We start from the raw sequence: 21804 nt of genomic DNA on the forward strand, positions 1-21804 counted from the left end.
CAATGGCATGGGGCTCCGCGACCAGGATCGGGATCGGGATGGTGTGCTTCGCGCTCGTAGGAGCCCTCTTCGGGGCGGCGCCTCGTGAGCCCGCGCCCGGAGGCGGCGTCGAGAAGCGACCTCCGCGCGCCGCGCCTCCCTATCCGACGGAGCCGGGGTATCGCTCCGCCGACGCGAAAATGCATTCGCTCGGGGCCGCCCTCGCGGACATCGACGGCGACGGATACAAGGACCTCGTCGTCGCCAATGGAAACGACCTCGCGCGGCGACCCGTGACCGTGTATCGGAACGACGGTCGGGGTGGCTTCCCGAGCGAGCCGAGCTGGTCCTCCGCCGACGAGGATTTTCATGCCGGCATCGCCGTGGGGGACATCGATCTCGACGGACGCGTCGACGTCGCGGTCACCGTGGGCCCCTGGCTCGACGCGGACACGCGGGGGTACGCGAAGGTCTATTTCAACCGCGAAGGCACCCTCGAACGGACGCCCAGCTTTCGCACGGCCGACAAGTTCTCGAGCTTCGGCGCCGCGCTCGGCGATTACGACGCGGACGGCGATCTCGATCTCGCCGTCGGGGTCGCCTTCGAGCTCGTGTCCTCGCCCGGACAGGTGCGGATCTATGAAAACGACGGAGGCATGCTGTCGTCCGATCCTGCATGGAAATCCGACGCTCACATGCACGCCCTCACCCCGAAATTCGCGGACGTCGACGGCGACGGGGTCCTCGATCTCCTCATCGCCGCGCGTGGTTTGCCGATTCACCGGGGTGCGCTCGACGAGGACGGCAAGGTGAACCTCGACACGGTGGCCTCCTGGACCGCGCGTGTCGAGCGCGGCCTTCCGCTCTTCGTCGACGTGGGGATGATCGGCGGTCGTCGTGGAGTCGTCACGTTCTACAATGACCATTACAAGGACATCCTGCCGCCGGATGATCTCGCGCCGGCTCGTACGCCGGAGACGCCCCGCGCATACGTGGGCAACCTCTACCCGAGCCCGCCCCCGCCCGGGAGTTGCGCGAACGGCATCGGCAGCGATTCACGCCTGATGGCCTACTGGCCTTTTTCCGGCTCCGATCCCATCTGGACCTCGGACACCTCGGGCTGGGGCGCGGGCGTCCGCCTCGCCGACGTGAACGGCGACGGCGCGCTCGACCTGCTCGCGAGCCGCTGGGGCCCGCAGTTTTACGGGTATGGCGCGCCGCTCGTCATCTTTCTCGGGACGCCGCGCGCCTTCGAGTCGACGCCAGCGTGGTCCTCCAGCACGTGCGGCGTTGGCGAGGCGATTGCCGTGGCGGATCTCGATCGGAGCGCTCTCGTCGAGACCGTCGAGTCCTTCGCCATCGAAAGACCGCAGGCGGGGTTGACCCTATCGGCCCAGCTCGTCGAGGACATCCTCGAAGTACGCCGCGATGGCGCTCTCCTCGGCCGCGGCGCGTACGTGGTGGTCCCCGGCGACAACTGGATCTCCTTCGCGCGACGCCTTTCGCCCGGCGAGCGCATCCGCGTCCGCTACACGCATTCGTCGGCGCCGGATATCGCCCTCGCGAGCACGATGGATTCCAATTACGTCTTTTACCGTCGCCCGCGCTGACGGTGCATTTCTTCGATGCATAGGGGGAGGTACTCATGCTGCTCGCGTTCGTCATGAGCCTTTCGCAGGATCCGGATATCCAGGAGGCATACCGGCGGGATCCGGTCGCGGTCGTATCCCAGCGGGAGGATCTGTCCGCGGAGGAGAAGGAGATCCTGCTGTCGAGCGATCGGCGTCGCATTCTCGAGGCCCTGTCGAACGAGCTCGGTGACAACGAATCCAGCACGCAACTGATCACACCGACGCCCTTGCCCTGGGTCTACGGCCGACAAACGGTCACGGGCTTCTTCTGGCATCGGAGGGACGGAAAGCTTCTCCTCACGGTTTTCGGGACCAAGCTTCAGGGCGCGTTCACGCGATGCGAGCTGCGGCAGGGCAAGATCCGCATTCGAGGGCAGATCGGGCGAGTGGAGACCACGCGCGGCGGGGAAAAGGTCACCCTGCGTTTCGCCCTCCCACCGAATGCACCCCACGGCGTGTACTGGGCGTTCGCGGATCCGCGTCGGGAGGGCGGGAACGAGGGTTCGGCGCCGGCGGAGCTGCAGAACCTCCAACTCGGCTTCGAGATCCACGGCCTATCGAAGGGGGGCAAGCGGTGATCGTCGCGCCCGACGCGATGCTCCATCTCGTCGCGCCGCTTCTCCCGGAGGCACTGCTTGCGGCCTCTGCCCGGAGCGCGCTCCAGGCCGTCACGCGAGGGCTGCCGAGGGCCGCGTCCGGCATCGCCCTCGAATGCCGCCTCGAGGAAAACCCGCGCGTCGATTTCCTGATGTATCTGCTCGCGCGTTCGGGCGGACCGCGGGCCCTCCTGCGTTGCGCTCCCGCGCTCGATGCGCGGGCGTGGCGCGGCGTGCTCGATTTTTGCGGACAATGGGTCGATCCCGCGTCGCCGCTCCACACCGAGATTCCCGCGTTGTGGCTCGAATTCGACGTGAACGGGGATTCCGTCGCCGCGCGGCAGCCGCTCCCGTTCGCCTGCATCGAGCGGCACATCTGCGACGAAGAGCCGCCGGAGGAGCAGGACGAACGAGGGCGCGCCGGTTGTCTCGACATCCTCGACCGCGCGACCACGCTCCTGCTCGGGCGCCCGCTCCCGTGCGGGACATTCGACACCATGACTCGTCTCGTCGAACGATTGCCTCGCCGAGGCCGCGTCCTTCACGTCGCGCCGCTCGCGTCGCGCGGCATCGAGGCGCTCCGCCTCGTCGCCACGATCCCCCGGGACGAGCTCCCGGCTCATCTCGATCGAATCGAATGGCCCGGAGCGCGTCCGCGGCTCGAACCGCTCCTCGCCGCCACGGTCCCCGCGAACATGCGGATCGGCTTTCACCTGGACATGGGCGACCGTGTCCTGCCGACGCTCGGCATCGAACTGCATCATCCCCCCGGCGATCCTCGCTGGTGCCCGATCCTCGACGAGCTCGTCGCCTGGGGAGTGTGCACGCCGGACAAACGCGACGCGCTCCTCCAGTTCCCACCCTACGCGCGGCTCGCCCTGCCCGAGCATCGCGCCCCGAGCCCCGTATCGACCACGCTCGGGATCAAGCTCGTCCTCGCGCCGGACGAGCCCTTGGCGGCCAAGGCCTACCTCGGGTTCGTCCCGCTGCACCCCCTCCTCGGCTGAGGCTTCAATCGAGGCCCCGCGCCATCTTCCGCGCCCGCTCCGCGAGCCCCTGCACGACCGAATGAAAACTCCTCAGCTTGCGGAGCTTCCCTTGCCCGAATCGCTCTTCGAGAGCGCGCGCGAGCCGCGGGACCCGCGCCGTCCCTCCGGTGCAACAAACCACGTCGATCGCCCCGAAGCCGAGCCCAGCCTCTTCGAGTGTCCGATCGAGCGACCGCAAGATCGCGTCGATCGAGCGCTCGGCGCCGGCCTCGAACTCGTCGCGGGTGATCCATTCGTGGATGTTCATCGTCGGATATTCGAACGCGAACTGCGTCCTCGTCACCTCCGAGAGCGCGCACTTGCTGTGTTCGATGGCCTCGAACACCTGGAACGCGAGCGAATCCTCGACCAGGCAGAGGAGCTGATCCATCCGTTTCTGGTCGTCTTCTCCGAGCGACCACGCCTGCACGTCGCGCAGGAACGCGAGCATGTCCCGGTGCTGCAGCACGGCCATGTCCGCCGGCGAGCAGAGCTTTTCCATGATCCCGCGCGGCATCGTGAGCAGGTTCTTGCCGAGCGGGACCTGGTAGGTGACCTCCGCGCCGAAATGGCGCGCGATCTTGTGGCGCATCAAGCTCCCGTCGAGCGCGTCGCCGGCCACGGACACGCCACCGAGCGAGAGCACGTCCGCGGCCGCGAAGCCCTCCGGCCGCATCCGCACGACCGTGTAATCCGAGGTCCCGCCGCCGAAATCGGCGACGAGGACGGTCATGGGCCGATCGAGCTCGAGCTCGAAATCGTGGGCGGCGGCGACTGGCTCGGGGCAAAAGGCGACCTCGGAGAAACCCGCGCTCTGCGCCGCGCGTTGGAGCCGGCTCTGGGCGAGCCGGTCCTCCTCGGGATCGAGCGAGAACATGGCCGGCCTCCCCAGCACCACGCGCGTGACATCGGCGTCGAAATGGCGGTTCGCGCGGTCCCGCATCATCCGCAAGAAGCGGCTGATCAGATCCTCGATGGTGACGACGCGCTGGTTGATCTGCGTTCCGGCGAAGCCGCGATCAGGGAGAAACTTCTTGATCGAGCGGATGAGCCGCCCTTGCATGCCGCTCGCGACGAAGTCGCGGATGGCCACCGCGCCGCACGAGAACTCGTTCTTGCCGAAGAAGAGCAGGCTACGCAGGATGGTCGGGTCGGACGCGGCGTCGTCGAGGGGGATCGGGGGGCACGTGGACGTGGCGTTCGCCGCCGCCAGCAGCGAATTGGTGGTGCCGAAATCGATGGCGTAGACCTCGGGCTTGAATCGTGAGGACATGGGTCGACTCTCCGGGGGGATGCCTGGCGCGCCCCGGGATATGGCCCCCAGCGAGCCTCTTTACAAGCTAGAAAGTTCATGAGAAAATTCGTGGAGGCTCTCCGGATGAGCAGAATTTCTCACGAGCTCCACCGCGACGTGGCCCTCTGCACGCTGGAAGGTCGGCTGAACCCCGAGGCGAAGGGTTGGTCGCGCCGGCCGCTTCATCGATGCAACCTGGGTGGCCCCTGGGGGCGCAGAAAGCGCTGGGATTACTGGGGCGTCACCTGGAAGGGCGGCGTCCTGTCGCTGACGTACGCGGACTTCGACTACCTCGGCATGGCGAGCGCGCTCCTCCTCGATCTGGAGACCGGCCGCGAGCTCGAAAGGGTCGTCCCGGTCCCGCTCGCGCTCGGGTTCTCGCAGCCCGACACGGTCGGCGGCGGCGATATCGTGTTCGATGGGCTCGGGCTCCGGCTGGAGTTCCGGGAGGAGAGCCGAGGCACACGCCTGGTGACCAGGTTCCAGAGCCGCGGGCGCTTGGTGCAGGCCGACGTGCTCGTGGTTCGGCCGCCCGGGCACGAGACGCTCAATGTCGTGGTGCCGTGGAGCGAGAGGTTGTTCCAGTTCACCTCGAAGCAAAACACGCTCCCCGCGACCGGGACCGTCCGGGTGGACGGCGTCGAGCAGGTGATCGGCCCGGACGAGCAGGCCTTCGGTTGCCTCGATTTCGGTCGCGGCGTCTGGCCCACGCATTCTGTCTGGAACTGGGCGTCGGCGTCGGGAATCGTCGGTGGGAAGGTCGTCGGCCTGCAATTCGGCGGCAAGTGGACGGATGGGACGGGGGCGACCGAAAATGGGATCTGTATCGACGGCCGGCTCCACAAGATCGGTGAAGACGTCCGGTTCGACTACGACCGCCGCGATTTCCGCAAGCCCTGGCGGATCATCACGGAAAACTCCGATCGGGTACGGCTCGACTTCCAGCCGGCGCACGAGAAACGGACGAAGGTGCCGCTCGTCGTGGCCGGCGCGGATCTCCATCTATGCTTCGGTCGTTTTTCCGGCGAGGTGAAGGGCGACGGGGGCGAGCGCGTGATCGTCGATGGTCTCTTCGGCTGGGCCGAGGAGATGCGCGCCCGCTGGTGAATCACCCGCCGATCGCGACCTGATACGAAGCCACGGGCACCTCGCTCGTCTCCCCGACCTTCGGCACCACGAACGGCACGAATCGGGTTCTCTCCCAGACGACCCACGCCATCGAAGGATCATCCAGCGATCGATCGAAATGAAAATCGATCCGCGAAGGGAACTTGCCATCCTCGGTCAGGGACACGATCTCGGCCACCATGGCCCCGAGCGGGACGCGGTCTCCCACGCGCAGCGGGTACTTCTCCGTGTCACGGAACACCGTTGCCGTCGGATCTCGAAAAAAGCCGTCGGAGAGCGTCACCGACAGCGTGCGATCGTCCACGCGGCCGACCTTCAGCGTCCCGGCGACCGCCGTCGAGAGCACGCGGAGCACCGAGGGCAACGGTGCATTCTCGTTGACCCACGCCGCCATGACCGTACTCACGATCACGCTGTCGGGCGCGCTCACCACCACGAGCGTCCGCCCCTCGGCCCCATCCAATCTGGGCATGCTGGCGATCGCCCGCTCGGTGAAGCCGTGCAGCATCGATCCCGTCGACCACGCACGCAGCGGCAGCAGCAGGGGCGCGAGCACGAGGTGGAAGAGCACGAGGACCGCGGCCACCGCGCCCACGTACATGCGCGCCGCCCGCCCGAGGTGTTCCCGCGAGGCCGTGAGCATCGACGCGACGAGCCCCGATCCCCCGATCCCCGCGAAGAGCAAGAGCCGATCGCCCGGCCAAACCGCGCAGGTCGGCAGCAGGGAGAGCACCATCCCCAGCGCGAAGAACGCGGCATTGCGATCGCGGCGCAGCACGGCGAAGATCCCGCCGCCCACGACGAGCAGCACGAGCAGGCAAATCGTCACGAGGCGCCGGGTCTCGGTCGGCGGCCAGAGCATCCACATGTCGGCGGGCGGCGCGGCCATCTGCCCGGCGAGGAGCACGGGCAGACGCTCGCCGACCGCGCGGACGAACTCGCCCGTTTGCCGCAACGGGTCGATGTAAAACGCGCCGCCGGCCGCGCCATAACCGCCGAGCTTGTATGCGACGAACCAGACGAGCGCTGCCCCGACGTGCGGGAGGAGCGCGGCCACGCGGGATCGCAGGGGCGCGCGATCGAGGAAGAGGGCGTACGCGAAGAGATACGCGAGCGCGCCGAGCCCGGTCTCCCCGGAGAACATGGCCCCGAGCAGCGCGAGCGGCGCGAGGAAGACGCCCGGCTTCCAGCCGTCCCTGCGAGCACGATCGTGCGCGACGAGCGCGAGCACGCCGAACAGCGTCGCGAGGAGCGCGTGCCTGTTGGCGATCCAGGTGATGACCATCGCATGGGCGTCGTCGACCGCGAAGATCAGCGCCGCGAGCCCGGCGGCGACCGTGGCGCCGAGCAGCCTTCGATAGAGGTGCGCCGCGAAGAAAGCCGTCGCCGCGAATACGAGGACGCTCTCGGCGTGCATGAACCAGTGCGCGTTCGGCCAGACGCGATAATCGAGCGCGTGCCACAACGACGCGAGGGGACGGAGAAACGCGAGCTTCGATCCGTCGACGGTCCACCACGGCCACATCCCCTGATCGCGGAGGTACTTCAGCGCGGCGGGATCTTCTTCGAGGAAGCGGAAAAGATCCCAGTCGCCGTGGGGCCCCCCGGGCCGCGTGAACGTCGGATGATACGCCATCCGGTGCGCGTGATCGTCCATGATCGCCCCGGCCCCGAGCGTGGGCAGGAGCAGGAGAATCGCGAGAAGCGCGACGAGCAGCGGGACACGCCTGTCTGTCAGCCATCCCTTGACGCGGGCCAGCATGGCCACCCTGTATAGGGGATCGGGCGAGCGCGGACCAGAGGCGCGCGTGCCCCACCCCGCACATCAAGGTGCCTCACCTCCACAAGCGGCGTCTTGCTCTCACCACCCGCACCAGGGTACGCGCTCCCCATCGCGTGAGCAGGCATTCCGCCGCGACATGATGAATGGTGCCGAGCGCCGCGAGGACGAGGCCTGGGTGGCTGATGGTGATGCACTTGCCGCTGCCGATCGGGGCATTCACGTCGAGCGAGCGCGGAAGAACGCCACTATGCACGTCATCGGCGCGTCCATGGAGCACCAGGTAGGCCGTCAAAATCCATTGGAGGACGGAGAGCAGGATGCCGATCCCGATCAGCACGCTGCCCATCCAGACGAGGGCACTCGCTCGATTGCATCGGGTCGACATCGAACCATCTCCTGCCCGGATGAAAATACGCCACGAGCGGCATGGAGCACGAGCCCGCGCGCGCCCGAACCGCCGTCCAGGCAATCTCATGTCGTCGGGGGCGATCGACGTCAAGCGTGCCCCCTCTGGACGTCCTGCGTCGAATCGGGCGAATACGTTTCTTTCGTACGGCGCCGCCGGCGCGCGGAAGCCCTCGGGTCTACCCCGAGGCTCGTTCAGGCCGCGTCCCCCGAGAATGGCTGGACGGACGAGCGTCGCGCGCGGCTCGCCCATGACCAGAAAGACCCCGCGCCCGGCGTCGCGGGCCCGCGCGGTTCGTGTTTCCGCCTCGAGTGGCCTTTCAGCGCCGGTTTTTCTTCCGAGGCGGCGGCGGGGGCAGGAAGTACCACTCCGCGAGGATGTCGCGCAATCGACCGTCCTCGGGCAACTCCGTGGCGCCGCCGCTGTCGAGGGCTCGGGTCAATACCTCGCCGAGCGGCAGGCGAAGAATCGTCACCTCCTCGAACGACTGGCTGGAGCGCCGCTGCTGCGGGAAAACCTCGATGGATTCGGGGCCATACGGGTCCCCCTTCGCCTTGGGCGGGGGCGGAGGCTCGATCGCGTCGATCCGGCCGCGGACGAGGAGCGCCTCGCCGTCGTGCCGCGTCATTGCGAGGAACGTGCCGTCGGGCAGGTCGAGGAAGCGCTGGACGTCCGTCGTGCGCTCGTACGGCAAGGAAAAAACGACGCGATGCTGCTCCTCGGGCGGGAGGAGCCTCCAGGGGTTCGTCTCGGCGAACAACGTCGCTTCTTCGAATGCATGGTAAATGGCCATGAAGTCGGCCGGGCCGGCGAGGCTGTACCAGGCGCGGTCGTCGCGCTCCCGCGCGGGGACGAACCGATGCCCGGCGCGGATGCGCTCGAGGACCTCGCCGATGGCAGGGCTGCTGCGGCGCAAGGCCCAGCCGGAGACGGGGGCGAGGCGGCCGTCGGCGTCCTGCGAGACGGCGGTCACGCCACCGTCGAGGGCGACGACGTGGCGCTCGTTCGTGAACATGTCGACCACGTGAATCCGCACCGTCGACGGGCGACCGAGCACCTCGCGGGTGCGAATGCCTGGGCCCTGGTACCAGCGGTCCTCGCCGCCGCCCGACGGCTCGTCGAGGGGGAGATCCAGCAGCGGATTCCGCTCGGCCGCGCGGCCCTCCCCGACCAGGTATGGGTAAAACCGCGCGATCCAGCCGGTGATCACGTCCCCACCATACGCATCCTTGGGCTTGTAAATACGGCGCCAGAATGCGAGATCCGGCTGCCCCGAGGCCGCGCGCACGAGCTCGTCGCAGATCGGCGCGAGGGAGCGGGTCCAGAAGTCGAGATCGAGCTCCGCGATCACGTCGATGCGCTCGCGGATCCGCTTCCAGTCGGCAGGCGTGCCGAGTAGCGTGATCTCCGGGATACCGCAGATGCACACGAGGTAATAATCGAAATAGGGAGCGTAAGCGTCGAGGAGGACGACCTGGCTCGCGATGAGATCGACCTCCGTGCTCGTGGAAAAATCGCATTCGAAGAGCCGCGCGCGTCCGGCGCCGACCTGGTCCGCGACGCGGTCGCGGAACGAATGGACGATCCCGACCCAGGAAGCCGCGTCCGTCGGCATCGGCCCGTCCCAGGGAACCTCGATCCGCGCCGTGCCCGTGTGCCGGACGAGCCGTGTTCGTAGCTGTTCGGCGTGGAGGCGGACGTGCTGCGCGACGCCCTGCGCGATGGTCAACCACACGGCGTCGGGCGAGAGCACGAGCGGCCGGTGCTCCGCGAACGCGAGGTGGACAGCGCCGAGCAGCGCGTGCGTCGCGCCGTGGTCGACCACGCGAAGCTCCGGGTCTCCCCCGAAAGCCAGCGCGTCGCCGAGGGTCTCGGCGAGCCGGCGCGTCGGCAGGGGCTCGGTCGCGCGGGCGACGTCGTCGACGAGGAAGGTCACGCTCATGGCTGCCATGCTACCCATGATTCGGCGGCATTGGAACGAACTCGTGGCCAAGCTTGGCATTTCGAGCTCGGCGGGGCATGGTGTCCGCATGCGGATCCTCGTTCTCGGCGGTACGGCGTTTCTCGGTCGGACGATCGTGGCGGAGGCGCTCGGGCGTGATCACCACGTGACCACGTTCAACCGCGGCCGAAGTTTCACCGACCCGCCCGGCGTGGAGGTGATTCGCGGCGACCGGACCGAGCGGGCCGATCTCGAACGGCTGCGGGCCGGGCGCTGGGACGCGGTGGTGGATACGAGCGGCTACGTGCCGCGTGTCGTCGGCCAGGCGGCAGCCGTGCTGCGAGAGGTCGCCCCGGTGTATACGTTTGCCTCGTCGGCGTCCGTCTATGTCGATCGGCCGCGGCTCCCTGTCGACGAAACGAGCCGCGTGTACGATTGCGCGCCGGATGCCGGCCCCGATGATGGTGATTATGGAACGCTCAAGGCCGGGTGCGAGCGGGCCGTCGTCGATCATTATGGGGATGCCGCTTTGCTCTTGCGGCTGGGCGTGATCGTGGGGCCGTACGAGGACGTCGGTCGGCTCCCTTGGTGGCTTTCGCGGATCGCCCGCGGCGGTGAGGTGCTCGCGCCGGGGTCGCCCGACGTGCCCATGCAGCTCGTGGACGTTCGTGACGTCGCGAGATTGACCGTGGACCTCCTGGAGCGCGGCGAAGGAGGCGTGCTCAATGTCGCCGGACCTCCGGGCCATCCGACGTTCGGGTCTCTCCTTTCGGAATGCGCGAAGGTCACGGAGAGCGCGGCGCGCCTCGTGTGGGCCCGCGACGATTTCCTCCTCGCGCACGACGTCAAGCCGTGGAGCGAGCTACCGATCTGGGCGCCGATGAACGCGGAATGCGGCGCCGCGTGGCAAATGGCCGTCCCGCGCGCCGAACGGCTCGGGCTTCGTTGTCGTCCGATGATCGAGACGATCGCGGACACGTGGGCGCTGATGCGCGCGGGCTGGCAAGCGCGGCCCCGGCCCGAGCTGCCCAAGCTCGGCATCGACGAAGACAAGGAGCAGCGAATTCTGGCCGCGCTGGGATCCCTCGAACAGCCGCAGTAGCCTGCGCGGCCGGCGGTTGCAAACGTTCCTTTCTTGCGCAATGCTCGCCCCCGTGAGCCCCCTCCTCGTGCGCCCCGAGCTCCCCGCCGACATCGCCGCCGTGCGCCACGTGAACGAATGCGCCTTCGGCCGCCCCGAGGAGGCGTCGCTCGTCGATGCGCTCCGCCAATCCGAGGCCATCACGCTTTCGCTCGTCGCGGAGCAAGACGGGCGCGTCGTCGGCCACATCCTGTTTTCGCCCGTGGTAATCGACCGAGATGACGGCCGCGATGTCGCGCAAGGGCTCGCTCCGATGGCCGTGTTGCCCGAATTGCACCGGAAAGGCATCGGCAGCGTGCTCGTTCACGAGGGGCTCGAACGGCTGCGGGGAGCCGGGCACGGCGCGGTCGTCGTGCTCGGTCATCTCGCGTATTATCCGCGCTTCGGATTCGAGCCCGCCGCGCGATTCGGGTTGCACTGGGAGGTGCCTGGGCACGACGAGGCCTTCATGGCGCTCGAGCTACGCCCGGGTTTTCTCGGCATGCGGCCCGGCGTGGTCCGCTACCGGCCCGAGTTCGGCGCCGTTTGAGGATCGATTCGTAGGGGCTCGCGCGGGGGCCGTTTCGCTGGGGCGTTGCCCCAGACCCCACCAGGGGCTATCCGCCCCTGGACCCGGACCAGCCAGGGGCTGGACCCGGGGTCGATGAACTGCGCGATGCGCAGTTCATCGAACAGCCGAGGAACCCCTGCCCATCGAGACAGCCGCGCTGCCCTTTCGGCTGGCAACGCGGTCCCACCGGCCCGGTGGAGGGTGAGGACGCCCAGGGAGGCGCACGTGCTCGTGCCCGGAGAGGATGAGTACGCCCAGGGAGGCGCACGTGCTCGTGCCCGGAGAGGATGAGGACGCCCGGGGAGGCGCACGTGCTCGTGCCCGGAGAGGATGAGGACGCCCAGGGAGGCGCACGTGCTCGTGCCCGGAGAGGATGAGGACGACCGGGGAGGCGCACGTGCTCGTGCCCGGAGAGGATGAGGACGACCGGGGAGGCGCACGTGCTCGTGCCCGGAGAGGGTGAGGACGCCCGGGGAGGCGCACGTGCTCGTGCGCGATGAGCGAGAGCACGCCCAGGGGGGCGCACGTCCTCGTGGACGAAGCAGGATGAGGACGCGCGAGGGGAAGGGCTACGACGACGTCGTTTACAGAGACGTGGACGCGGTGGAGGTCTGCTCGAGGCTGAGGCAGCGCTGCCGCCTCGACTGGCAACGCCGCTCCGGGTCTTGCCTTGGCCCCGTCCGAGAAACCGCGCATCGCGCGGTTTCTCGGCCTTCGGTCCAGGCCGTGCCTGGTCCGGGGTGCAGGGGGCGGACAGCCCCCTGCTGGGGTGCGGGGCGACGCCCCGCGCTCCCCCGCCCTCGCGAGGGTCAGGCTTTGGTGTGCTCGCCGCCGCCGATCATCCAGGGGACGCCGAAGCGGTCCGTCACCATGCCGAACGCCTCGCTCCAGAATGTCTTCTCGAGCGGCATCATCACCTTGCCGCCGTCGGCCAGGGCGTCGAAGACCCGCTGCGCCTCGGCCTTCGTCGGGAAGCCCAGCGAAACGGAAAAACCTTTGAAGCCCTCGTGGGGATACTTCGGCACGGTGTCGGACGCGAGCAGCCGGCGCGCGCCGACGGTGAGGCTCGCGTGCATGATGCGCCCGGCGCCGCCCTCGGGACATGGGGCCGGCCCCTCGTCGAACTTCATCATGAACTCGATCTTGCCGCCGAACGTGCGCTCGTAGAAGCGCATCGCCTCGGCGCAGTTGCCATCGAAAAAGAGGTAGGTGTCGAGCTCGTTCATCGGTGCCTCCATGAGGGTTCTGGGGCATGGACTGCCGCGGCGGCGAAGACTCATCGGTCGCCTGCACTTTTTTTCGATGGCCGTTCGGACGGGGCGCGGGCGGGCGCTCGGGGCCTTGATGCGCCGCGCGGGCACCCCCATCATCGCGCGCATGCGCCGCATGCAACTCGTCGAGCTCGAGGATCTCCCCTGGATGCCCGCTGCCATCCGCGACGGCGGCACGGATCTGCTCGATTTGGCCTTCGATCGCGTGGGGTTTTACCGCGGCGTCGTGCCGAAGCTCGAGGCCCTGCTCGATCGCACCGGCAGCACGCAGGTGATCGACGTCTGCTCGGGCGGCGGCGGCGGCGCGCTCTACGCGATCCGCGCGCTGCGTGACGCGGGGCGCGAGGACGTGCGGTTCGTCCTGACGGACCGGTACCCGAACGATGCCGGCCGCGCGCGTGTCGCCGAGAGAAACGACCCCAGGCTCGTCTACCGCGAAGAGCCTGTCGACGCCCTCGCGGTCCCGCCCGAGCTCGACGGCGTGCGCACCATGTGGGGCGCGCTGCACCACTTCCCGCCCGAGGCCGTCACGGCGCTCGTCGCCTCGATCGTGCGTGATGGAAAGCCGCTCGGGTTCTTCGACGTCGCGGCCTCGAAGACGATCCGAGGGCTGCCGACCGTGCTCGCGCCGGTCGCGATGGGGGTCAACATGGCCACTCTGTTCGTTGGCTCGTTCGTCCTCGTCCCCTTCGTGCGCCCGCTGCGGGCGTCGCGCTGGGCGCTCACGTACCTCGTCCCGCTGATTCCGGCGCTCGTGGCGTGGGACGGCACGGTGTCCGCGGTTCGCGCCTACACGCCCGACGAGCTGCTCGTGATCGCGCGCTCCGTGCCCGGCGGCGACGCCTACACGTGGGACGCAGGCGTCGCAGGGTCGGCGCTTTACTTCACGGGATGCCCGCGCGCGTCGTGAGGCGCGGGCGACCCCGAGCGCTCCTCATTTCGATTTCGCGGCCTTGATCTCGATGACCCGGGGGCTTCGCGGGGCGTAACAGATGAGCTCGGGGTGCTCGTCCTTCATGTTCGCCTTGACGTGGGCGATGACGGCCTCGGCTTGCTCCTTGCTCTTCACCGTCACGCCGAGACGCCGGCCGTCCTCGTAATACTCGACGAGCCCGAGATCGGCGACGGCCGGGAACGTGGAGAGCGCCTTCGCGGTCGTGGGATAGGCGTACTTCGCGTCGTTTTTCCAGGACACCTCGTACAGGTACACGAACGGCGTCTTGCAATCGTCCGCGGCTTCGGCGCTCTCGGTCTCGCGCAGCCGGGACACGCCGCTGTACGAGACCCAGATCGTCTCCTTTTCATCCATCGCGATCGTGGAAAAACGCATGGGCTGGGGGAAATTCGCGATCGTCGTCCATTTGCCCTCGTCGTAGCGGACGATCGACCGGCCCGCGATGCCATGGAGCTTGCCGCTCGGCGAGACGAAGAGGTCCCGGATGGGTTTGTCGAGACCCGGCAAGGCCTCGAATTTCCCGCCGTTGTAATGGAGCACCGGCGTGGATTCGACCCAGAGGTCGTCCCCCTTGCCCCGGAGGATCTTGGGGAAGTAGCCGAGATCCTTCACCATGCTGCCGAGCTCGACGATGCGTGACTTGCCCGGCTCATCCCAGACCTCCGCGGCCGGGGTCTTCTCCCGCTCGCAGAGGTTTCCGAGCGTCACGAGCGTACCGGCCTCGGTCCCGGCGATGGCGCGGGGCGGGAGCGCGAGCGCCGCGTCGTTGCCCCAGGCCTTTCGCACTTCGTCTTCCTTGCAACCGCCCTTCTCGGCGTCGAGCGGTTTGAGCACCCACGTCGGCCCTCGGACGGTCTCGATCCGGTGGCCCCCTTCCCCGTCGTACCCCGCCACGAGCGTCGTCTTGCCGAGCCGCGTCGTGCCATTGATCCACCCGAGCCCGCCCCCCGGGCCGAACCTGCGCTCCACGCCCTTTCCGGTGAGCGGAAAGAGCGTGGGCATCAGCGCGCGGCCATTGTTCGTCGTGTACAGGACGTCGACGCCGTCCGGCCAGTAGCCGTGCACGGAAGAGATACGATTGCCGCCGAGGGATTCGTTGCCGTCCGGGATGCTCCCGATCCATTCGACGCGCTCTTCGACGATGCGGCCGACGCGCAGGCCCTCGGTGACGAGGAGCGCGCCCTCGACGGCGAAGAGGTCCACGGAGAGCATCCTCGTGGCCTCGAACGGCTCGGGGACGAGCGTGGGAATCGTCTTCTTCGGCGGCTCGCGCTCGGTAGACACGGCGCTCGCGCTCGGGGCGATGGGCGCGGCGCTCGGCGTGCTCGTCGCCTCTTTTTCGGGCGTCGGGGTCGACTTGCTACACGAGAGCGCGAGCGCGGAGAGGGCGGCGAGCGAGATGATTCGAGGTCGAAAGATCATGGTTTTTCCTGGCAAAAAGCATTGATGGCCTCGACGATCGGATCCTCTTGCTTGGCCGCCTTGTCGAGGTCGGCCTGCGCGGCGTTGATGGCGGCGACGTCCTTCGCGTCCGCGGCCTTCGCCATGGCGCGCGCGGCCTTCGCGACGGCGCCGGTCATGCTGCGATAATCCGCGTTGAACTGGACGAGCTTGGGCACCGTGAGGCGGACGCCCGCCGCTTGCTTCTCCACGCGATCCATCACGTCGGCCATGCTGCGAAGCGCGCGCGCGCCCGTGGGATCGTTGGCAGCGTCCGGGCCCGGCGCCTTCTCGAGGTCCTCGACGCCCGTGTTGATGACCTCGATGAGCGCATTGCATTCCTCGACCTTCGTGCGGTGTCTGGCGCGAAGGGCGGCGCGATCGGCTGGCTTCGCCGCGACGAGCGAGCAGCCGAGGTCGATCTTGGCTTCACACGCCTTCTGGAGGAGCGCGGTGGACGCGGCCTCGTCGCGCGGGCCGCCGCGCCCCTCGGCGCGGAAGAGGCCGAGCTCGAGGCACGCGCTCTCTCGATGGCCGTCGCACGCGCGGCGAAAGAGCTCGGCCGCGCGCGCGTCGTCCCGCGCCGTCCCCTTCCCCTCGGCGTACACGATGCCCGCCTGCTCGCAGCCGGTCGGTGAGCCCACCTCGCAGCTCTCCTGGAAGAGCGCGAGCGCGCGCGTCGGATCCGGCGCGGCCGTCGTTCCCTTCTGGATGAGCTTGCCGAGCACCGCGCAGGCGTCGGGCAGGCGCGCGTCGCACGCCGCGGAGACGAACGCGTAACCGCCCCGCTTGTCCATCGCGATGCCTTCGCCCTGCACCATGAAGAGCCCGAGCGCCGTGCACGCGTGCACGTCGCCGGCGGCGCACGCGCGCCGGAGGAGCGAAGCTGCTTTCTGCGCATCCTTGGGCACGCCCGCGCCCTTGTCGTACGCCGAGGCGAGGTAAATGCAGGCCGAGGGCTCGGCGTCGCAGCCGCGCCGCGCGGCCGCGGCCCCTTCCTCGGCATCCCGCGCGCCGCCCACGCCCTCGATGAGGAGGGTGCCGAGCGTACCGCAGCCGTGGGGGCTGCCCTCCTTGCAGCTCTGCTCGGCGAGGGCGCGGGCGCGGGGCGCGTCGAGCGGGACGCCGACGCCGTACGTATAGGCCATGCTCAGCCAGTCGCATCCGTCGGCAAACCCCGCCGTGCAGGCGCGCTGAAAGATCGCCACGGCGCGCACATGGTCCCGCCGCACGCCACGTCCGAGGACGAGCGCCTTTCCGAGCGAAAGACAAGCGCGCGGATCCCCGGCCGCGCAGCCCTTCTCGCTCACCTGCGCCGCCTTGACGAAGAGCTCCTCTGCGCGCTCGGAATCGGGCGTGACGGCGATGCCGAAGAGCAGCGCGATGCCGAGCACGTCGCAGCTCGCGCCGTCGCCCTCGTCGCAGGCCCGCGCGAGCAGCGGGGCCCCGCGCTGCTCGTCGATGTCGACGCCGATGCCGTGGAGGAACATCCGTCCGAGATCGCCGCAGCCCGCAGGGTCGTCGCCGTCGCAGGCGCGGCGCGCGAGGGCCACGGCTTCTCCGGGGTCGGCGTCGACCGCCCCGGGAAAACCGTACAGCACGAGGCGAGAGCGCTTCTGGCAGCCGCGCGCGCGCCCCCCGCTGCACGCCTTGCCGAATGCCTCCGACGCGGCGAGGGCCCGCGAAGGCCCGCGGTCGCGATCCTGCAGCACGAGGTCCCCGAGGCGCTCGCAGCAGGCCGCGTTCCCGCCGTCGCATGCCGCCTTGCAAGCGCCCTCGCTCGTGGCATCGCAGGCGCCCGCGGCGGTGCTCGTGGCCGCTCTGGGCGCCGGCTCCTGCGGCGCATTTCCTCCACACGCGGCAGGCGCGAGCAGAGCGAGGCCGAGGAGGAGCGAAGCAGCCGAGCGAGGCATACCCCTCATCGGACCGCTCGCCGTGCCCGGCTGTCAAGCGACGAACGTGAGCGTCGTGCTCGATCAGCCGGATGCTTGGTCGTCGCGGACCGCCTTCGCCGGCGTCGCCTCCTCGATCCGCTGCCGAACGAACGTCGTGTACGAAAGCCCCAGCGGCAACTCGAAATCCACGTGGATCCGGCGCCGCGTCGTGACCACGGGGCTTCCATCGCGCCCGTCGCGGCCGACGTGCTCGACGTCGTGGTAATAGAGCCCCACGCCGCGTTTTTGCCACGCCGGCAGGTCGTTGAACTGGATCCCGTTCTGGAACAAGAACTCGTTCCGAGCCGACACCGACTGCCCTTCGAGCTGCCGCGTCGCCGCGCGATCCGTGAGCCCCTGCGATCGGAGCAGCCAGTAACAATGTCCGCTGAGCGCATTGCGGTGCGCGTCCTCGTGCCGCCAGCGGAAGTAATCGACCACGTCCTGCTCGGTGGGCAGCTGCGAGATCCGGGCGTCGAAGGCCGCGTGATCGTCGAGGAGCCGCGCGAACCTGGCGCTCGCCTCGCCGGCCAGGATCGACTCGTACTTGCGCAGCTTGCGGCCGAAGACGTCCGTGTCGCGGCGAAACAAGAGGGAAATCTCGTCGCTCTGCGTGTAGCCGAAGACCACGGGGAATCCGCAATCCATGAGGTGCTTGGTCGTCTCGACCATCATGTCGCGGACGCGGACGTCGAAGGGCGCCTCGAACGGCTTGCGCTCGCGAACGAGCTTGGTGAAGCTGCGGCCGTCGAGCCGCGCGACCATGTAGATCCCCGGAAGGACCTGGTGGTCGTGCGCGGTTTCGTAGATCCGCATCTTCGCTTCGAGATCGTCGAACTTCATGGCGCGGCCAGGGTAGCAGCCGCAGCGCGACGTCGCGAAGATCCTGCATGCGATCCCGGCGAGGCCGTGTTACGTGCCCCGTGTTTCGATGTGGGATCCAAAGCAATACAGCCTGTTCCGCGAAGCACGACGAAGGCCGTTCTTCGATTTGCTCGCGCAGGTGAACGCCTCGTCCCCCGCGCGTGTCGTCGACCTCGGCTGCGGCACGGGCGACCTGACGCTCGCCCTCGGCGAGCGCTGGCCCGAAGCCGAGATCCTCGGCGTGGACAGCTCCGCGGCCATGCTCGCCGAGGCCCAGACGAGACTCGCGTCCTCGCGCGTCCGCTTCCTCCAGGCCGACCTCGCGCGTGCCGCCTTGCCCGGGCCCGCCTCCGTGCTCTTCTCGAATGCGGCCCTCCACTGGCTCGACGATCACGCCGGCCTGCTCACGCGCCTCGCCGGCTTGCTCTCGCCGGGCGGGACGCTGGCCTTCCAGATTCCCGCGAATTTCGAGGCGCCTTCGCATCGGCGCGTGGAAGAGGTCCGCGCCCTGCCCCGCTTCGCGAGCGCGCTCCGTGACGTGCGCCGAGGCCACGCCGAGCCCCTGGCTTTTTATCTGGATCACCTCGTCGGCCTCGGATTCGTGGTCGAGGCGTGGGACACGACGTACCTGCACGTGCTGCCCGGCGAGGACGCGGTCTTGCAATGGTTGCTCGGCACCACGCTGCGCCCCCTCGTGAGCACGCTCGGGCCCGAGGAAGGCGCCGCCTTCCTCGATACGCTCCGTCCGCTCCTGCAATCGGACTACCCCGCCCGGCCCTATGGCACGCCGTTTCCGTTCACGCGAAGGTTCGTCGTGGCGACGCGCGTATCGTCTTCTTGACGGGGCGGCGGGGCTCGCCTCTACTCGGCAGGATGAGACGCAAGAAAGCTCCGCGGCTCGCGGCCGCGTTCGTGGTCACGATTTCCGCGGGTTGCGGCGGAGCGGCGCAGGAGCCCGCCAAGCCGGACCCGAACGACGACATCTATGTGCCGAACCTCGGGAGCGTGAAGGAAGGTTTTTCGCGCAACGAAGACGGGACCTGCTCGATCACGCACGCCGCGAATCCGCCTTGGGTCGAGCAGGTGGATTGCGAGACCCAAAAGCCGATCGAAAAACCTTAGGATACATCCACGCCGTGCAGCATACGCTCCCGCTTCGGGCCCGGATCCTCGGTGGCCTCCTCTGCGCCGTGGCGCTGGCGCTCACGGTGTACTGGGTCGCGACCGGAACCGGTCCCTACGCGGTGTTCCTCGCGGCCGAGCTCGGCGAGAATCCCGCGCAGCATCCGCTCGCTGCCGCCGGCCTCACGTTCATCGTGACCGAGGTTCCGGCGCTCGTGCTGATGTTCGTCCTCGCCGCGTTCACGCTGCGGCGTGAAGGGCGTGATCCGCGCGAAATGGCCGCCGCCGCGCGCGCCGAGATCCGCGCCGCCATGGACGACACACACGCGGACCCCGAGAGCATGCGCGCTGCCAGGAATTTCGGCATTGCGGCCGGCGGCGGCGTGGCCGGTGCCGTGATCCGCGCGGGCTGGCTCGAAGATTGGTTCGGCGATCCCGGCGCGCTCGCCCCGGCGATCGTCGTGGCCGCATTGTTCGGGCTCGTCGCGGGGCTCTTGCAGGGCCGGACGGCGCTCGCGCGCCTCGGCTTTTGCATCGCGCTCGTGGCCGTCGCGCTCGGCTCGCTCCCGGCGGTCGCGTGGTACCTCGACCTCCGCCCCGAGCCGCTCACGATCGAGCTGCTCCTGCCGATCTTCGTGGGAGGTCTGCCGGGCGCGCTCCTGTTCTGGGGCGTCACGTTCCTCGTCCGGCGCGCGCGTTAGGGGCGGGGGCAGCTTCACGGCCCAGAAGAGGTCTTCCGAGTCATTGGCCTCGACGTCTCCGGAGGGGAGCTTTCGTGCGAGGATCGTATTCCACCGGATGGCCCAGCCGGTCGGGATGCGGAGCGGGACGAGGCTCCATACGGGGCCGATGGCCGCGGCGATCGGTGCGTCCGGAGAGAGCTGGAAGATGGGCTCCACGTCGCTCATGCAAGGGACGGTAACCCCGATCGACGCCGAAGCGGACTCCGTCGCCTACTTCTTCTTGGCCCTGCCATGGCCGCGATGCTTGTTGGGATCGTGTCCCTTGCCGGTGTCGTGACAGCGGCCGTCGGACCAGCGGTGCCCCGGGGGACAATCATCGTCGTTGGCGCGGCTGGCATAGGGACGTGCAGGGCTCCTACTCGGACGCGAGGGCGTCGAGCGGTACGTGGTCGTGCGGGACCGGTTCCTGTCCCAGCGATCGTCATCGCGCGCGTACGCACCGCCACGCGCCGTAGCGACGCAGCCGGTGGTCATTGCAGTGACCAGAAGACAACCGAGGAGGAGAATGGCTCGCATCCCTCTTCGATAGCATATTCCTGGGGTCGGGCAAAACCATGCGGCGCGTTCGTTTTGTGCTGCAATGAAGCGTGATGTCGGGGACGGGGCTCGCCCATCAAGGCATCGAACCGGGTTCGGATACAGGAGCATTGACGCGCGACGTGACGACGGCATAACCTGTCGCCCGGTTACCCATGAGCCAGCACGAACAAAACGACGAGATTGTGGAGTCGGTCGATCAGATGATCCGGATGTGGAGCATCTTCGCCGGCAGGTTCCCCGACGCGAAGATCGCGGCGTTGCCCGGGATCACGGTCACCCTCTCGGGCACGCCGATGACCTTCGTCAACCTGATTCATCTCTCCTCCCCCGTGCGTGACGGGGACGACCTCGCGAAGCGGTGCCGCGTGGCCATCGAGCACGGCAAGGCGAGCGGGGCGCCCTGGCTCTTCTCGGCGTGTGACCCGTGGCTCGGGGATCCCAAGGTCGCGGAAGAGGTGCTTTCGGGGCTGGGACTCACAAGGCAGCTCGGCACGAAGGGAATGGTGACCGACACGCTCCTTCCTCCGCGGAGGCCCGTCCCTGCCGAGCTCGAGATCCGGCGCGTGCGCGACGCGGAGACGCGAAATGCGCTCTCCGATCTGAACATGATCTCGTACGGGATGCCGATCGCGCTCGGCCGCGACGCCATCGCGCAAGACTTCTACTGGGCTGATGACTTTTATGGGCACGTCGGCTTCGTGAACGGAGAGCCCGTCAGTTGCACGCTGACGTCGCCCCTCGATGGGCGCCTGTACGTCGCGTGGGTGGCGACGCACCCCGAGCACCGTCGAAAGGGGTATGGCGACGCCGTGATGCGCCGCTCGCTGGAGGAGGCGCAAGCCGCGACGGGCCTGCATCGCACGGTGCTGCACGCGACGGACATGGGGTATCCGGTCTACGAGGCGATGGGGTATCACTCGGTCGTCGGCTTCTCCTGGTACGCGCTCGGGTGACTGCCCTCGCGATACGCCTCCACGAACCACGTCCCCTCCACCCCACGCGCGAAATAGAGTTCGTCGAATCCCTCCTCGCGGGACGGTAGCTCCATCCTCGACCGCATTCCGAGCACGGCCACGTCCGGCACGCGCTCGTGGGGCGGGCGCTTCGCATTGCGATCGAGGCAGACGTCCTTCCGGCTCTCGAAAAAGTAGCCGTGCACGAAAAATCCCGCTTCGAGCGCGGATTCGATGTATCTCGCTCGTTCGGCGCGCGAGACGTTCGTCTTGTCGACGACGAAGCTCGTGCCTCCCTGCAGACAAGCGTCGACGAGCAGCCGCTCGCGGGCCGCCGTGCGGAGCATGTCGCCGTTGATGCGGATGTGCGTGTCGACGAACCGCGCCCGGAAGAACGTCGACTTTCCGGCCGCGGGCAGCCCGATGAAGACGACACACACAGGCACGCGGTCGCCCCACCGCTTGCGTCGTTCGGTTCGCTCGTTTTCCGTCATCATGGGGATT

The 21804-nt window shown here is 68.6% G+C and carries 20 protein-coding genes; 11 read left to right on the top strand and 9 right to left on the bottom strand.

The genetic code is table 11. The features are described 5' to 3' along the window. The first annotated feature begins 2 nt into the window (after positions 1 to 2). Genes QHF83_RS11320 through QHF83_RS11330 form a run of 3 tightly spaced genes read left to right on the top strand, consistent with a single transcriptional unit; the run spans position 3 to position 3213 of the window. Positions 3 to 1589 carry a VCBS repeat-containing protein gene (locus QHF83_RS11320; protein ID WP_282417801.1) on the top strand — a complete coding sequence of 529 codons (1587 nt, stop codon included), beginning with the start codon at positions 3 to 5 and terminating at the stop codon, positions 1587 to 1589. Positions 1590 to 1624: 35 nt separating this feature from the next. Beyond that, on the top strand, positions 1625 to 2188 hold the full coding sequence (locus QHF83_RS11325; RefSeq protein ID WP_282417802.1) for a hypothetical protein: 564 nt from the start codon (positions 1625 to 1627) through the stop codon (positions 2186 to 2188). Beyond that, positions 2185 to 3213, top strand: coding sequence for a hypothetical protein (locus QHF83_RS11330; protein WP_282417803.1), 1029 nt, complete (start codon positions 2185 to 2187; stop codon positions 3211 to 3213). The genes QHF83_RS11325 and QHF83_RS11330 overlap by 4 nt, the downstream gene beginning before the upstream one ends. A 4-nt stretch (positions 3214 to 3217) precedes the next feature. On the opposite strand, the gene QHF83_RS11335 is transcribed toward QHF83_RS11330, so the two are convergent. Continuing rightward, positions 3218 to 4507, bottom strand: a complete 1290-nt coding sequence (locus tag QHF83_RS11335) for an Hsp70 family protein (RefSeq protein WP_282417804.1) — start codon at positions 4505 to 4507, stop codon at positions 3218 to 3220. Positions 4508 to 4612: 105 nt separating this feature from the next. On the opposite strand from QHF83_RS11335, the gene QHF83_RS11340 reads away from it, so the two are divergent. Next, the gene (locus QHF83_RS11340; RefSeq protein WP_282417805.1) at positions 4613 to 5635 is read left to right on the top strand and encodes a DUF2804 domain-containing protein; all 1023 of its coding nucleotides are present in this window, start codon (positions 4613 to 4615) and stop codon (positions 5633 to 5635) included. A gap of 1 nt (position 5636) precedes the next feature. On the opposite strand, the gene QHF83_RS11345 is transcribed toward QHF83_RS11340, so the two are convergent. The 3 genes from QHF83_RS11345 to QHF83_RS11355 form a co-directional block, all read right to left on the bottom strand. After that, positions 5637 to 7418 carry a hypothetical protein gene (locus QHF83_RS11345; protein WP_282417806.1) on the bottom strand — a complete coding sequence of 594 codons (1782 nt, stop codon included), beginning with the start codon at positions 7416 to 7418 and terminating at the stop codon, positions 5637 to 5639. Between the two features lie 73 nt (positions 7419 to 7491). After that, positions 7492 to 7824: a hypothetical protein gene (locus QHF83_RS11350; protein ID WP_282417807.1), complete on the bottom strand. Its 333-nt coding sequence runs from the start codon at positions 7822 to 7824 to the stop codon at positions 7492 to 7494. 340 nt (positions 7825 to 8164) lie between these two features. Further along, complete coding sequence (locus QHF83_RS11355; RefSeq protein WP_282417808.1) at positions 8165 to 9787, bottom strand: DUF4419 domain-containing protein; 1623 nt, start codon at positions 9785 to 9787, stop codon at positions 8165 to 8167. Positions 9788 to 9875: 88 nt separating this feature from the next. Here QHF83_RS11355 and QHF83_RS11360 point away from each other — a divergent pair, with 88 nt between their 5' ends. Beyond that, positions 9876 to 10889: an NAD-dependent epimerase/dehydratase family protein gene (locus QHF83_RS11360; protein WP_282417809.1), complete on the top strand. Its 1014-nt coding sequence runs from the start codon at positions 9876 to 9878 to the stop codon at positions 10887 to 10889. 52 nt (positions 10890 to 10941) lie between these two features. After that, positions 10942 to 11457, top strand: coding sequence for an N-acetyltransferase (locus tag QHF83_RS11365; RefSeq protein WP_282417810.1), 516 nt, complete (start codon positions 10942 to 10944; stop codon positions 11455 to 11457). An 830-nt stretch (positions 11458 to 12287) separates the two neighbouring features. Here QHF83_RS11365 and QHF83_RS11370 read toward each other — a convergent pair. Then, entirely contained in the window at positions 12288 to 12704 is a 417-nt protein-coding gene (locus tag QHF83_RS11370) for a VOC family protein (RefSeq protein ID WP_282417811.1), read from the bottom strand. A 76-nt stretch (positions 12705 to 12780) separates the two neighbouring features. Here QHF83_RS11370 and QHF83_RS11375 point away from each other — a divergent pair, with 76 nt between their 5' ends. After that, positions 12781 to 13659 carry a class I SAM-dependent methyltransferase gene (locus tag QHF83_RS11375; protein WP_282417812.1) on the top strand — a complete coding sequence of 293 codons (879 nt, stop codon included), beginning with the start codon at positions 12781 to 12783 and terminating at the stop codon, positions 13657 to 13659. 24 nt (positions 13660 to 13683) lie between these two features. Here QHF83_RS11375 and QHF83_RS11380 read toward each other — a convergent pair whose 3' ends face one another. The 3 genes from QHF83_RS11380 to QHF83_RS11390 form a co-directional block, all read right to left on the bottom strand. After that, the gene (locus QHF83_RS11380; protein ID WP_282417813.1) at positions 13684 to 15126 is read right to left on the bottom strand and encodes a hypothetical protein; all 1443 of its coding nucleotides are present in this window, start codon (positions 15124 to 15126) and stop codon (positions 13684 to 13686) included. Then, positions 15123 to 17057 carry a tetratricopeptide repeat protein gene (locus QHF83_RS11385; protein ID WP_282417814.1) on the bottom strand — a complete coding sequence of 645 codons (1935 nt, stop codon included), beginning with the start codon at positions 17055 to 17057 and terminating at the stop codon, positions 15123 to 15125. The genes QHF83_RS11380 and QHF83_RS11385 overlap by 4 nt, the downstream gene beginning before the upstream one ends. A gap of 63 nt (positions 17058 to 17120) precedes the next feature. After that, positions 17121 to 17921, bottom strand: a complete 801-nt coding sequence (locus QHF83_RS11390) for a tRNA(His) guanylyltransferase Thg1 family protein (RefSeq protein WP_282417815.1) — start codon at positions 17919 to 17921, stop codon at positions 17121 to 17123. Positions 17922 to 18009: 88 nt separating this feature from the next. On the opposite strand from QHF83_RS11390, the gene QHF83_RS11395 reads away from it, so the two are divergent. The 4 genes from QHF83_RS11395 (at position 18010) to QHF83_RS11410 (ending at position 21300) form a co-directional block, all read left to right on the top strand. Continuing rightward, positions 18010 to 18783: a methyltransferase domain-containing protein gene (locus QHF83_RS11395; RefSeq protein ID WP_282417816.1), complete on the top strand. Its 774-nt coding sequence runs from the start codon at positions 18010 to 18012 to the stop codon at positions 18781 to 18783. A gap of 32 nt (positions 18784 to 18815) precedes the next feature. Then, positions 18816 to 19064 carry a hypothetical protein gene (locus tag QHF83_RS11400; protein ID WP_282417817.1) on the top strand — a complete coding sequence of 83 codons (249 nt, stop codon included), beginning with the start codon at positions 18816 to 18818 and terminating at the stop codon, positions 19062 to 19064. A gap of 14 nt (positions 19065 to 19078) precedes the next feature. Then, the gene (locus QHF83_RS11405; protein ID WP_282417818.1) at positions 19079 to 19765 is read left to right on the top strand and encodes a hypothetical protein; all 687 of its coding nucleotides are present in this window, start codon (positions 19079 to 19081) and stop codon (positions 19763 to 19765) included. Positions 19766 to 20499: 734 nt separating this feature from the next. Beyond that, a complete protein-coding gene (locus tag QHF83_RS11410; protein WP_282417819.1) occupies positions 20500 to 21300 on the top strand; it encodes a GNAT family N-acetyltransferase in 801 nt (266 codons plus the stop codon). On the opposite strand, the gene QHF83_RS11415 is transcribed toward QHF83_RS11410, so the two are convergent. Continuing rightward, positions 21261 to 21797: an ATP-binding protein gene (locus QHF83_RS11415; protein WP_282417820.1), complete on the bottom strand. Its 537-nt coding sequence runs from the start codon at positions 21795 to 21797 to the stop codon at positions 21261 to 21263. The two genes, QHF83_RS11410 and QHF83_RS11415, sit on opposite strands and share 40 nt — an antisense overlap. Positions 21798 to 21804: the final 7 nt, after the last annotated feature.

It is taken from the genome of Polyangium sp. 15x6 (assembly GCF_029960785.1).
Lineage (GTDB): Bacteria > Myxococcota_A > Polyangia > Polyangiales > Polyangiaceae > Polyangium.